Annotated in this window: 9 protein-coding genes; 2 read left to right on the top strand and 7 right to left on the bottom strand. The window is 37.5% G+C overall.

The window, feature by feature from the left end; all coding sequences use genetic code 11:
* Nucleotides 1–170 precede the first annotated feature (170 nt).
* Nucleotides 171–1,622, top strand: coding sequence for an alkaline phosphatase (gene phoA, locus A6M14_RS00200; RefSeq protein WP_152872766.1), 1,452 nt, complete (start codon nt 171–173; stop codon nt 1,620–1,622).
* Between the two features lie 57 nt (nt 1,623–1,679).
* Here the strand turns inward: phoA and ftn are convergent, their stop codons facing one another.
* The 7 genes from ftn to A6M14_RS00165 form a co-directional block, all read right to left on the bottom strand.
* On the bottom strand, nt 1,680–2,144 hold the full coding sequence (ftn, locus tag A6M14_RS00195) for a heteropolymeric bacterioferritin subunit Ftn (protein WP_152872765.1): 465 nt from the start codon (nt 2,142–2,144) through the stop codon (nt 1,680–1,682).
* 450 nt (nt 2,145–2,594) lie between these two features.
* Nucleotides 2,595–3,569, bottom strand: coding sequence for a 23S rRNA (adenine(1618)-N(6))-methyltransferase RlmF (gene rlmF, locus A6M14_RS00190; RefSeq protein WP_152872764.1), 975 nt, complete (start codon nt 3,567–3,569; stop codon nt 2,595–2,597).
* A gap of 228 nt (nt 3,570–3,797) precedes the next feature.
* Nucleotides 3,798–5,837 (bottom strand): NAD-dependent DNA ligase LigA, encoded by a 2,040-nt coding sequence (gene ligA, locus A6M14_RS00185; RefSeq protein ID WP_152872763.1) that lies wholly within the window; start codon nt 5,835–5,837, stop codon nt 3,798–3,800.
* 89 nt (nt 5,838–5,926) lie between these two features.
* Nucleotides 5,927–6,907 (bottom strand): cell division protein ZipA C-terminal FtsZ-binding domain-containing protein, encoded by a 981-nt coding sequence (locus tag A6M14_RS00180; protein ID WP_152872762.1) that lies wholly within the window; start codon nt 6,905–6,907, stop codon nt 5,927–5,929.
* A 1-nt stretch (nt 6,908) separates the two neighbouring features.
* The gene (gene smc / locus A6M14_RS00175) at nt 6,909–10,358 is read right to left on the bottom strand and encodes a chromosome segregation protein SMC (RefSeq protein ID WP_152872761.1); all 3,450 of its coding nucleotides are present in this window, start codon (nt 10,356–10,358) and stop codon (nt 6,909–6,911) included.
* A 10-nt stretch (nt 10,359–10,368) separates the two neighbouring features.
* The gene (locus tag A6M14_RS00170) at nt 10,369–11,064 is read right to left on the bottom strand and encodes a GntR family transcriptional regulator (RefSeq protein ID WP_152872760.1); all 696 of its coding nucleotides are present in this window, start codon (nt 11,062–11,064) and stop codon (nt 10,369–10,371) included.
* 140 nt (nt 11,065–11,204) lie between these two features.
* Entirely contained in the window at nt 11,205–12,014 is an 810-nt protein-coding gene (locus tag A6M14_RS00165; protein WP_152872759.1) for a sulfite exporter TauE/SafE family protein, read from the bottom strand.
* A 29-nt stretch (nt 12,015–12,043) separates the two neighbouring features.
* Here A6M14_RS00165 and A6M14_RS00160 point away from each other — a divergent pair, with 29 nt between their 5' ends.
* A complete protein-coding gene (locus A6M14_RS00160; RefSeq protein WP_152872758.1) occupies nt 12,044–12,823 on the top strand; it encodes a biotin--[acetyl-CoA-carboxylase] ligase in 780 nt (259 codons plus the stop codon).
* Nucleotides 12,824–12,827 lie beyond the last annotated feature (4 nt).

Here is a 12,827-nt window from a genome sequence, read left to right as displayed (position 1 = left end):
ATAATTCCATACGCTTAAAACCGTTCTATCTACTGATTATCTCAATAGATATAAACAACAGCAAAACATAAATGCTCAATGATTAGAAAAGAATAAAGAGGATTGTCATTATTTTTAAATATAAACCTTTTAGCTTAAATGAAAATATCTAACGAAATGTTAAACCGAATATGAAATTTAAAATCCTTTTATTGCCTTTTTTAATTGCAAGTTTGTCTGCATGTAGCACGAATAATGTTGCTCAAAATTCTAATATCTCTAAAAATTTAAATGTAAAATCAAGCTCAAATGGTCAACTCCCTCAGCCATCTGCAAAAGGCGATTTAACTGCTTTTGGTGGTGCAACACGCTTAAAAGAAGATCGCACTGAAGCTTTAAAAGAATCTATTAACAACCGACCTGTGAAACATGTCATTTTGTTTATTGGTGATGGTACTAGCGACTCAGAACTCACCTCTGCACGAAATTATGCAGAAGGTGCATCGGGTTATTTTAAAGGTTTAGATGTATTGCCTTTTACAGGTTCATACACCACATATTCTATTGATAAAGATAAAAAAATTAATTATGTGACCGACTCAGCCGCATCTGCTTCTGCTTGGGCTACAGGTGTAAAAACGTATAATGGCGCATTAGGTATTGATATTCATGCAAAACCACATGAGTCGATTCTTTCACTTGCGAAAAAAGCAGGTTATGCGACAGGTAATGTCACCACAACAGAGCTTCAAGATGCGACCCCTGCTGCACTTGTAGCACATGTAACTTCTCGAAAATGTTATGGTCCGAAAGTAACATCTGAAAAATGTCCAACAAACGCTTTAGAAAATGGTGGTGTTGGTTCTGTCACTGAACAGCTTTTACAAGCACGTGCAGATGTGACTTTGGGTGGCGGATCAATCACATTTAATGAAAAAGCCAAAGCAGGAAAATTCAAAGATAAAACACTGTTAGAACAAGCAAAATCATTGAATTATCAAGTCGTTCAAAATTTAAATGGCTTAAATGCGATAACAGAAGCAAATCAAAATAAACCTGTTCTCGGCTTATTTGCAGAGGGCAACTTGCCTGTTTCTTGGGTTGGTCCTCAAGCCGAACTGAATGGTAATTTACGTGCTGCTGAAAAATGTAAGATTAATCCTGAACGTAGTGCATCCACCCCAAGCCTGAAAGCGATGACTGCAAAAGCCATTGAACTTTTACAAAAAAATGAAAAAGGCTTTTTCTTACAAGTTGAAAGTGGATCAATTGATAAAGCAAATCACGTTGCAGATGCTTGCGGTCAAATTGGTGAAACCGTTGCTTTAGATAATGCAGTTCAGGTCGCTTTAGAGTTTGCCAAAAACAATCCTGACACTTTAATTATTGTGACGGGCGATCATGCGCATACCAGTCAAATTATTCCAAATGAATCTAAAAGCCCTGGTAAAACAGTTTCGCTTATAACCAAAGACAATGTACCAATGACCATCAATTACGGTACATCAACCACTGAAAGCCAAGAACACACAGGTGCTCAGGTTCATACAGCCGCTTATGGTCCACATGCTGCAAATATCTCAGGTTTAATTGATCAAACAGATATGTTCTTTATTATGAAGAATGCATTAGGTATTAAATAAGAAATCAACTTCAATAAAAAATCCCGCACCAAGCGGGATTTTTTATTCGTCTCAATTTTACATTTGAGATTGGATATAATTTTGTAGACCAATCAATTCGATTAAGCGAATTTGTTTTTCTAACCAATAGGTATGATCTTCTTCTGTATCTGCCATTTGTTGACGTAACATATCACGGGTAATGTAATCGCCTTTTTCTTCACAAAGTTTTACGCCTTGTGCAAGTTTTTCACGTACATGATATTCAAGTTTTAAATCTGCTTTTAAGCAAGAAACGACATCTGTGCCTACATCAATATCTTCACGGTTCATGTTTGGTGTTCCTTCTAGGAACAATACACGACGGATGATTGCATCTGCATGTTGTGCTTCTTCTTGCATTTCATGATCAATACGTTCGAAGATTTTGCTTAACCCCCAATCTTCATACATACGAGAATGAATTAGGTATTGGTCACGAGCAGCCAGTTCACCACCAATTAACATATTTAGATAGTCTACGACTTCTGGATTGCCACGCATTTTTAATACTCCATACCTTTATGTAAATATTATGGCCAATTCATACTCTATTTGCAAAGCTTTTAATTTGTAAGTTAATGATTTTTATAAAATTAAATGAGAAGTACTTACATTTGCAGTTGTATTTAATGAATACCCGCTTATAAAACAATATGTTGCAAATCATGATGCTTATTTCAGCAAACAGAATCCTTACTTTTTAGATTGGTTAAAATTTGTAACACTCATAACACATGCTCTAAGAAGCGCAATACAAGAGATCTGTATCAATAGCATATTTGTTTTCTGCAACTAGATGCAAAATCATGGTGGCATATAGTCAAACAGCATATACGAATCAAAAACGCTAAGCACCTATCAACATGACTGAATATCTAGGCAAAAGAGAGCTTGCTTATTCACATAAACCACTCATGCACTAACAAGCTCACTCTTCCTCAGTAAGATAAGCTACGCTGAAGTCCAATGCACATTTTTCCACGCTTGCTGTTGTTTTGAATCTAAAAAAGTCCAAGCCACAAAGCGACTCTCTTTTTGCCCTTGCGTCATTTTAATGGTTTTCACATCCACTGCACCGCTCTTACGCAAGGTACTTAAAAGCATAGGCAATGTTGTTTTCTTGGAAACAAGCGTACTAAACCACAAACATTGTTCAGCAAATTGTGTGCTCTCTTGTACCATCTGGCAAACGAATCGTTCTTCGCCACCATCACACCATAATTCGTTCTTTTGCCCGCCAAAGTTTAACACCACCTTAGTGCGGTCAACTGGTTTACCCAGTTTTCTTAATTTCTGAGTTGCGGTGGCGTTCGCTTCATCTTGCGAGGCATGAAATGGTGGGTTACATAGGGTTAAATCAAAACGATCTGAGGGTTTTATCACACCTTTGAAAATATTGCTCGGTGTCTTCTGCAATCGAATCTGAATCCCCTTTTTTAAATTCGGATTTGCCTCCACAATAAATTGAGCACTTTTAACCGATGCAACATGAATATCTGAACCGACAAATTTCCAACCATAACTACGATGACCAATGATCGGATAAATACAGTTCGCGCCAACCCCAATATCTAACACGTGAACAGCGTGTCCTGTTGGAATTTGACCTTTATTATTCAGACTCAACAGGTCAGCCAAATAGTGAATATAGTCCGCTCTACCCGGAATAGGTGGGCAAAGATAATCTTGAGGAATATCCCAATATTGAATGCCATAAAAATGCTTGAGCAATGCTTTATTGAGCATTTTTACTGCCTGTGGATCAGAAAAGTTGATTGAAAGATCGCTATATTGATTTGGGCTGACAAAAGGTGCAAGTTCCGGACAACTTTTAATTAATTGAGGAAAATCGTAACGACTGCGATGCAGATTTCGTGCATGTAATTCCGATTTTTGTTGCGGAAAAGATTTCTTTGCTTGCGCCATATTTATGCCAATCATCAACGGGAGAACAGAATCAATAAAACAGGATATATACCTGCAAATGAATCGATATTGTACGTGAATTCAACTCACAATGACGAGCCTATCGTGATATGTGTCTATGCTATATCACACTCAGCAAATTTTATTACTTTGTAACAGCGATAAAAAAAGACACCTCAAACTTATCATCCTCGGTGTCTTTTTAATTTACATTATTTTCTAGAATGATCAGCTTTCGATTTGACCATATTCTTGCATCAAGGCAATGAATTGTTCTTCATTGATCACAGGCACACCGAGTTTTTCCGCTTTTTCGAGTTTAGAACCCGCTTTTTCACCTGCAACTACACATTTCGTTTTACCCGAAACACTTCCGCTTACACGTGCGCCTAAAGATTGAAGCAACTGCGTTGCATCATCACGTCCCATGCTACTCAATGTACCTGTCACAACCCAACTTTCACCATTTAATGGCTGACGTGTTGGCGCAACAGGTGCATCCCAATGAATCCCTGCCGTAATTAAACGATCAACCACTTCTAAATTATGCGGTGCTTGGAAAAAGTCGATAATCCATTCAGCAGTAATATCACCTACATCCGGTGTTTTCTTGAGTGCTTCTAAATCTGCGGTACGAAGTGCTTCCAAAGTCTGGAAGGTATTTGCAAGCATCCTTGCTGTTGTTTCACCTACACCACGAATACCTAGTGCAAAAATAAAACTCGCAAAGCTCGTTTTCTTACTATTTTCAATAGAGTCAATCAGGTTTTGAACCGACTTTTCGCCCATTTTTTCAATGGTGAGTAATTTCTCACGATGTTCATGCAAATGATAAATATCGGCAACATCTTTGAGTAAATCCAAATGTAATAAAGATTCCGCCCATCGATCACCTAAACCTTCAATATCCATGGCTTTACGTGAAACAAAGTGACGAATCGCTTCAATACGTTGAGCCGCACAATACAAACCACCTGAACAGCGTGCAAGTGCTTCACCTTCAGGCATCACCACAGGAGATGAACATACAGGACATTGTTCAGGAAGATGAATTTCTACCGTATCTACAGGACGAAATTCAGGCCAAACTTTCTCAACCTTTGGAATCACATCGCCACTACGATAAACGCTAACTGTATCGCCTACACGCACATCTAAACGGTGAATTTCACCAATATTGTGTAGCGTTACATTGGAAACAGTCACACCGCCAACAGCCACAGGATTTAACCGTGCTACAGGTGTAAGTGTTCCTGTACGCCCAACTTGCCAATCAATATTTTCAACCGTCGTTAAGGCTGCAACTGCAGGAAATTTATATGCTGTTGCCCAACGTGGCTCACGACTTAAAAATCCAAGTTGTTTTTGTTGTTTAAGATCATTTACTTTAATGACCATGCCATCAATTTCAACGCTTAAATTGGGACGTTCTTGGTTAATTTGTTCATAGGCTTTTTGCACATCTTGAATGCTTTCACAAACAAAATGACGTTCACCTACTGCAAAGCCAAATTGTGTAAGCCATTCTAAGCTTGCAGACATTGTGGTTTGATCATGATGCGGTTCGCACTGCGCAATACCATAAGCATAAAATGCGAGTGGACGAGATGCTGCAATATTCGGATCTAATTGACGCAAACTTCCTGCTGCCGCATTACGCGGATTAGCAAAGGTCTTTTCACCTTTGGCTTCATTTTCCGCATTGAGCTTTTCAAAGCCCGATTTTGGCATAAGCACTTCACCGCGAACTTCTAAAAGTTCGGGAATTGCACCTTTTTCTGAAGATAATACTTTTGGCAAATTACGAATGGTTTTTACATTTTGAGTGATAACTTCGCCTGTTTCACCATCGCCACGAGTTACGCCACGTACAAGTACGCCATTTTCATACCACAATGAAATTGCCAAACCATCAAATTTCAGCTCTACATCGTATTCAACTTTTTGATTCGGCAAGCGTTCTTCCGCACGACGTGCGAAGGCAAACAAATCTTCCTGATTAAAAACATTACCCAACGAAAGCATTGGCACAACATGAGTAATATTTTCAAATTTCGATAATGGTTTTCCACCCACTTTATTCACGGGTGAATCTAATTGAATTAAATCTGGATGTTGTTGTTCTAAAGCTTTCAGTTGGTGAAATAACTGATCATATTCACTGTCTTCAATAGTGGGTTGATCCATTACATAATAAGCATGATTATGCTGAGCCAGTAATTGAATCAATTGACGCATTTGCGCAACGACAGTCGAATTTTGTGTCATATATCCACCATAAAAAAGGGCGGTATTTCCGCCCTATAATTTTTGCATAATGTGTATTATAGAAAGCTAAAACTCAGCTTTCAATTCACTTAAACTTTTGCTGTTTGATCTGAGCGATAATCAATCGCTTGATGACGCCAATATTCTCGTAATTGTGGTGTAAGTTCAAAATCATTTTGATCATAAACCGTTCCATCAATTTCACGTGCAATAAGTCCTGCAATACTCACCATTGTATCAAATGCATTTTGGACATCGCTATGTGGCAATGCAAGAAACAGCGCCAACCCTTTCACTTCTTCAGTTGAAAGTGTTTCTAGATCGAAGCCTTCTGTGCCTGTGTCTGTAATTTGCAACGCGGAAAAGAGTAATTTCGTACCATCTTCATTATAACGATGAAAACATTTCATTTCGCCAAATCGTAAACCGTACTTTAAAAGTACTTTTAAGGTTTTTTCACCTGAAAGAACACGACCCTTATAGACAACGTTAAATGCAATAAACGATTCTGCCGTAACGAGCGCACATTCATCATCTACAACTTTTTGCTCATAAAGATGTGCATCTAAAATACTGCTCTCTTCTTCAAACTCAGAAATTTCTGCTTTTTCAATATTTGAATTTAAGGTAAATGATGATTCTGCTTTTGTTTCTGATGTTGCAACAGGCTCATTGGCAGGCACTTCAACTTCAGCACTTAAACCATCTTCAACTTCTGTTTTTTTAGATGACTCTTCAACTTTAACTTCAGCTTTTTCTTGCGTTACTTTAGATGTATTTTCAGCTAATTTTTCTTCATTTAGCTTAGGTTCAGCTTTATCGAATTCAAACTCTGTTTGAACCTGTTTAGCATCTAAAGTAGGTTCAACACGAACTGTTTCTTCTGAATCGGCAAGTTGTAATTGGTCACGAACATGTCTTGGAATAATAGGCTTTTGACTATCTTCGTTAAATTGCAATTCACTTTCTAAAGATGGCGCTGTATCTCTTGGTTTCTTCAAAAGAAGTTTTAAACCAATCACTATAATAATAACGGCAATTGCAATTCCGACAATTGTTGTAATTTCCATTCTATGCCTCCACCAAGCCGTATTCAGCCGCTTCTTCTAAGTTTACGGTTACTAATTTTGATGTTCCTGGCTCAGGCATGGTTACACCCAGTAAATCCGTTGCCATGGTCATTGCCAATTTATTATGTGTAATGTAAATGAACTGGACCTGTTCGGAAAGCTCTTTTACAAGATTACAAAACCGTCCTACGTTTGCATCATCCAATGGAGCATCAACTTCATCGAGAACACAGAATGGCGCAGGGTTCAATCTAAAGATTGCAAATACCAAAGCCAAAGCTGTTAATGCCTTTTCACCACCTGAAAGTAAGGCAAGTGAACTGTTCTTTTTACCCGGTGGTCGTGCCATGAGCTTAACACCAGATTGCCAATCATCTTCTAGGCTTAAACTTGCTTCACCACCATTAAATACTTTTGGAAATAATTCTTGAAGCTCTTTATTGACCTGATCAAATGTCGTCATAAACAATTTACGCGTTTCTTGATCAATGCTTTTCATTGCTGCTTGTAGTTGATCTACTGTTTTATTTAAGTCGTCAATTTGATGACTAAGCTCCGCATAACGTGTAGATACTTCTTCATATTCAGCAGATGCTGCCAAGTTTACCGCACCAATTTTTTCAAATTGCTGTTGAACTTTTTCAAGCTTTTGCTGATGTGCAACTAAGTCAATATTCAGCCCTAAAATTACTTCACTATTCAACTCTTTTAACTGATCTGAATAGTGTTGTAAATCTGATTTTGCAGATTGCCAAGCTAAACGCTTCTCTTCAAGCTCAGTTCTAAGCTTTTCATCTTGTTGTTGATGCTGATGACGCTTTTCAGTCAAGCTTTGTTGTTTTTCTTGTACGCTATTCAATTCAACTTGCCATTCATTCCAAGTTTTCTGTAGCTTTTCAGTAGATGCTTGCTGTTCTGCATACTGACTTTGCAAAGCAGGTAATTCTAATTGAACAGGATCTACAAACTTTTTCGCTTGTTCCATTTGCGCCAAAATTTGTTGATATTGTGCTTTTAAGAAAGACGCATCTTTCTCAAGAAGTTCAACTTGTTGCTTGGTTTGTACCGCTTGACGACGCACAATCTCTAACTCTTGCTGAGAGTGCTGTAAATCTTGTTGCGAGTTTTCAATTCGCTCATTCAGCTCATCGACCTGAAATTGCATAGTTTTATAGTTTGGCAAAACTTGCTCAAGCTTTAAACTTAATGAATGCAAATCGATTTCTAAGTCATCTTTTTGCATTGCATCTTCTTCTAATTGCTCATCTAACTGTTGTAGCTGATTTTGCAATTGTTGCTTTTGCACCGTAAATGCCTGCGCTGCACTTTGTACTTTTGCCAAACTTACATCGGTTGTTTGCAACGCTTTTTGCGCTTGTTTCAGCTGATCGTGTAAATCTTGCAATATTTTTTGTTGATGTTGAACATGGTGCAAAATTTCAGGAAGTTGAACTTCAGCATCTTGAAATAATGCTGTTTGTGTAGCCAAAGCCTGTTCAATTTCATCTAAACGAATACGGTGACTTAACGCCCCTTGCCCCGCCTGAGATGCATCATCATAAAATAGACCAATCACCCAATCCGAACCTACGTGATAACCATCTAAAGACAAAATACTTTGACCAATAGCCAGCTTACTTTGAAGCTTTAATGCCTGATCTAAAGTTTGTGCAACTGCAACCTGTTGCCACAATGAATGCTGCGGTTTTTCAATCCAATCGGCTAAACAAGGAAGATCATCCAATTGAATTTTTTCTTGTTTTTTCGATGGTTTTAGCTGACGTGCAATACTTTCTTGAAACGTATTTGAAGCATCTAAAACTTGTGCAGACAACCATTTCGACAAGAACTTTTCAATTAAATTCGCTTGAGCTTTACCATCTTCATTTAGCTTTAAACTTTGCATCAATTGCTCACCCTGTACTTCTTTTTTAGGGCTGTTTTTAGTCATCAATTGATTTAAATTCTTTTGCTCCGATTGTAAAACCTGAATTTCAGACTTGAGCTGATTCACGACATTCTTTTGAACGGAATATTGTTCTTGTCGTGCATCTAATTCAATTTTCTGTGTTTGAATATTTTGTTCAATCGTCATGATTTGTGTAGTTAAATCACGCTTTTCTTGCTCAAGCTGTTCAATATCATCTTGCTGATATTGGTTTTGAATTTGTTGAGCTTGTTGTTGTAAGGTTTCTTTTTGCTGTTCAATACGGGCAATGTTTTTCGTTAATTGCTCACTTTGCGCCAACATCTGCATTTTTTGCTGTTGTTGCTTTTCAACCTGAGTTTTAATTTGCTCAAATTGTTGAACAGCTTGTTGTTGCTGTGCTTTTAAATCATTAAAGCCTTGTGATTGATTTTGACTTTGGCTTTCTTGCGTTTGTAGCTGTTCAGTTTGCCCTTCTTGCTGTTCTTGCAAAGTTTCCAATTGCAGTTCAATAAGTTGTAAACGTTCTTTAGTTTGAACTTTCTGTTCTTCTAATTGCGATAATGTCGAAGTATTTTGTTGTAGCAGACTTTGTTTTTGTTCCAAAGTCATCTTCAATTCAGAAAGCTTTTTCTCTGCCTGTTGCCATTCATTTTGCAAAGGTGTCGATTGCTGAATAAGACGTTGGAATAATTCACTTGTTGCCGTTAAATCATGCTCAAATGTATTCAGCTCAGAGCGCACCAACTTAAAAGTGTCGCCCAAACGATTCATGTGAACTGTATATTCTTCTTGTAAACGCGTACTGTGTTCACATTGGAAAGATAAAACTTCAATTTTAATGGTACGAATTTGGGTTTCTAATTCTTTATATTGAACTGCCGCTTCAGATTGACGCTTTAAGGTTTTTAATTGTGAGCGAAGTTCCGAGGCAATATCATCTAAACGAGATAAATTTTGTGTGGTATGTTCCAAGTGCAACATCGTTTCACGACGACGTGCTTGATAGCGTGAAACACCTGCTGCCTCTTCAAGAAATACCCGCATTTCTTCAGGTTTGGCATCAATTAAGCGGTTAATCATCCCTTGTTCAATGACCGCATAAGAACGTGGTCCTAAACCTGTTCCTAAGAAAATATCGGTAATATCACGACGACGACATTTGGTACCATTAATGAAATATTCAGACTTACCATCACGGTTGACCTGACGACGAACAGCCAATTCGTTATATGCGTTATACGTTCCACCTAATTTTCCATAAGTGTTGTCAAAACGAAGCTCTACACTTGCCACCCCAACAGGTTTACGTTTTGCCGTTCCTGTAAAAATAACATCTTGCATACTACCACCACGTAATTGACGAGCACTTGACTCACCCATTACCCAACGAATAGCATCAATTACATTCGATTTACCACAGCCATTTGGCCCCACAACTGCAGTACGGTTCGCTTTAAAATTTAATGTTGTACTATCGGCAAATGATTTAAAGCCGGAAAGTTTTAAGCTGCTTAAACGCATAATGTCCTAATCAACGGCGCGAGCGTCTTGCCCACGCAAGTTCTATTTGTTTCATTCGTGTTAGAGATTCCAACACTAAATCACGTAAGTGTCGACAAAAATCTTCCATATTTATGGCTGCTTGTTGCGAATTTCTACTCACAATCGCAGTCACCACAAGTTTAAACAATTCTAACGATTCTTGTAGCTCTCTTTTAGAAGTATTTAATGTTAAAAAATAACTTCTACGTAGCGATGGCAATAGCTCTTTATAATATTTAAGTAAATATGGATTATTCACTTTATTTTGATGTTTCAATAATCCTTGAAAGATTAAATCGTAAAAATTTTCTGTATGCCCTAAATGACACTCTTCAGATAATTGTTCTAATAAATATTTTAAATTTTCAATTTCATGTGTCTGCAAAATATCTGCAATACGTTGCACAATTTGCCCCAGTAACAAGCTCGACATATCAAATAAAGATGAAACCTGTTGTGCCGACATTTCCGACACAACTGCGCCACGACGCGGATATATTTCAATTAAATGTGTGCGCTCTAACAATAGTAATGCTTCACGTATAGAACCACGACTCACATCCAACTCTTGAGCAAAGCGTATCTCTTGAATACGCTCCCCCTCAACCAATTCACCACTAATGATTTGCTCGGCAATATGCTGTGCAATTTGTTCAGATAAACTATATTTGTCATGTTGTTGCATACTGTGCCTATCTTGTTTTTATATAGATGCAAACACTAGTTTTAAAAAACTATTCATCTATATTTAAAGATAAAAACACATTTTAACCATGACATTGTTAGACAATTTTATGTCTATACAGCCAACTTCATTTTATTACATCAAAAGAAACTACTAAAACCTTTCAAAATAAAATACAAACCAACTGTTGATAGCAAACCCGCAAAACATTTTTTTAACATCGCAGGTGACAATATATGCGCAACTTTTGCCCCAAGTTTTGCCGTTATAAAACTCATTATACTAATACCAATAAAGGCATAAACATGAATATAACCAATGGTATTAGGCACTTCGACTTTTGCAACATGACCAAACCACATAAAACCTAAAGCTCCTGCAACAGCAATAGGTAAACCACATGCCGATGATGTTGCTACAGATTTTTGCATCACCACACCACATTTATTTAAAAATGGCACAGTTAAACTACCGCCACCAATTCCAAAAATTGCAGATGCCACACCAATACCACCACCTGCTAAAACCTGCATTCCTGTAGATGGTAATTTTTTAGATGGGTCAATGACTGCATTTGCACCTGTGAACATCTTAAATGCCACCCAAACAGCAAAGAAGCCAATCAGTAACTGCAAACCTTGTCCCGAAAGTAAATCTGCAATACCTGCTCCTAAAAATGAGCCAACGACTAAACCAGGTGCCAAGTTACGTACAACATTCCATAACACTGCGCCTTTTTTATGATGTGCAGATACAGAACTTATTGAAGTTACGATAATAGTTGCAAGAGATGTTCCTACTGCCATATGCATAACGACACTTGGATCATAATTTAAATGGGTAAATACCACATAGAGAATAGGCACAATAATGAGACCACCACCCACGCCAAAAAGTCCTGCGGTAAATCCTGCAATTGCACCAATCAACAGATATATGATTAACTCCATGTTTTACTTTCCCATATTTTAAAATTCTGATGGATTTAGATACTCGCCTACTTCAACAAAAACTCACAGAAGTGAATCAACTTCCCGAGCTTTTAATATTAAAACCCGTCACAACATCTACCAACGATGATGTTCGCGAAGTGGCACTAAAAGGAATTAGCAGTGTTTTAATCTGTAGTCGCAAGCAAACTCAAGGTCGAGGACAAAATAAAAGACCATGGGTTTCACCTGAAGGCAATATCTATTTAAGCACATTGCTGAATTTACAAACACCCATCGACGGTCGATTAGCACTTGAAATTGCACTTAATATTATTCAAATGCCAAGTTTTGATGCTCTAGGTTTAAAAGTAAAATGGCCCAATGATATTTATTATAAAGATCAGAAATTAGGTGGGATATTGGTAGAGCCGATCTCATCTTATCAAGCGGTGGTTGGTGTCGGAATTAATGTATCACCTGTGATTGATTCTCAAATTAATCAAGATATTACATCACTTAAAGAAATTGGTTTAAATCCAATTGATCGCCTAACTTTAATTGCAGAACTTTATTTAGCCATTCAACAAGCAGGTCAATGGTTTAATCATCATTGTTATAATTTGGCAGCTCGTTTTAACCATCATGCGGCATTTATCAATCAAGCTATAGAATTTGAGTATCATTCCATAGAATTTAAGCATGAGAGCATGAAAACATGCGGAGAGTTTATAGGAATTCAAAATGATGGTGCTATTATTTTAAAATCTGAAACATCAACTTCAACCTATTATCAAGGACGTATGCGCCTGTTAAACCCAAGTAAATAGAGTA

The sequence above is a fragment of the Acinetobacter portensis genome (assembly GCF_009372215.1).
GTDB classification, from domain to species: domain Bacteria; phylum Pseudomonadota; class Gammaproteobacteria; order Pseudomonadales; family Moraxellaceae; genus Acinetobacter; species Acinetobacter portensis.
The sequence above is the reverse complement of the archived record's forward strand: the minus strand, read 5'-3'. Positions and strand labels throughout refer to the sequence as shown.

Excerpts from the sequence above, each read along its gene's own strand:
- A6M14_RS00165 (WP_152872759.1), bottom strand. The coding sequence starts at position 12,014 with ATGGAGTTAATCATATATCTGTTGATTGGTGCAATTGCAGGATTTACC.
- A6M14_RS00180 (WP_152872762.1), bottom strand. The coding sequence starts at position 6,907 with ATGGAAATTACAACAATTGTCGGAATTGCAATTGCCGTTATTATTATA.
- A6M14_RS00170 (WP_152872760.1), bottom strand. The coding sequence starts at position 11,064 with ATGCAACAACATGACAAATATAGTTTATCTGAACAAATTGCACAGCAT.
- ftn (WP_152872765.1), bottom strand. The coding sequence starts at position 2,144 with ATGCGTGGCAATCCAGAAGTCGTAGACTATCTAAATATGTTAATTGGT.
- A6M14_RS00160 (WP_152872758.1), top strand. The coding sequence starts at position 12,044 with ATGGATTTAGATACTCGCCTACTTCAACAAAAACTCACAGAAGTGAAT.
- phoA (WP_152872766.1), top strand. The coding sequence starts at position 171 with ATGAAATTTAAAATCCTTTTATTGCCTTTTTTAATTGCAAGTTTGTCT.
- rlmF (WP_152872764.1), bottom strand. The coding sequence starts at position 3,569 with ATGGCGCAAGCAAAGAAATCTTTTCCGCAACAAAAATCGGAATTACAT.
- ligA (WP_152872763.1), bottom strand. The coding sequence starts at position 5,837 with ATGACACAAAATTCGACTGTCGTTGCGCAAATGCGTCAATTGATTCAA.
- smc (WP_152872761.1), bottom strand. The coding sequence starts at position 10,358 with ATGCGTTTAAGCAGCTTAAAACTTTCCGGCTTTAAATCATTTGCCGAT.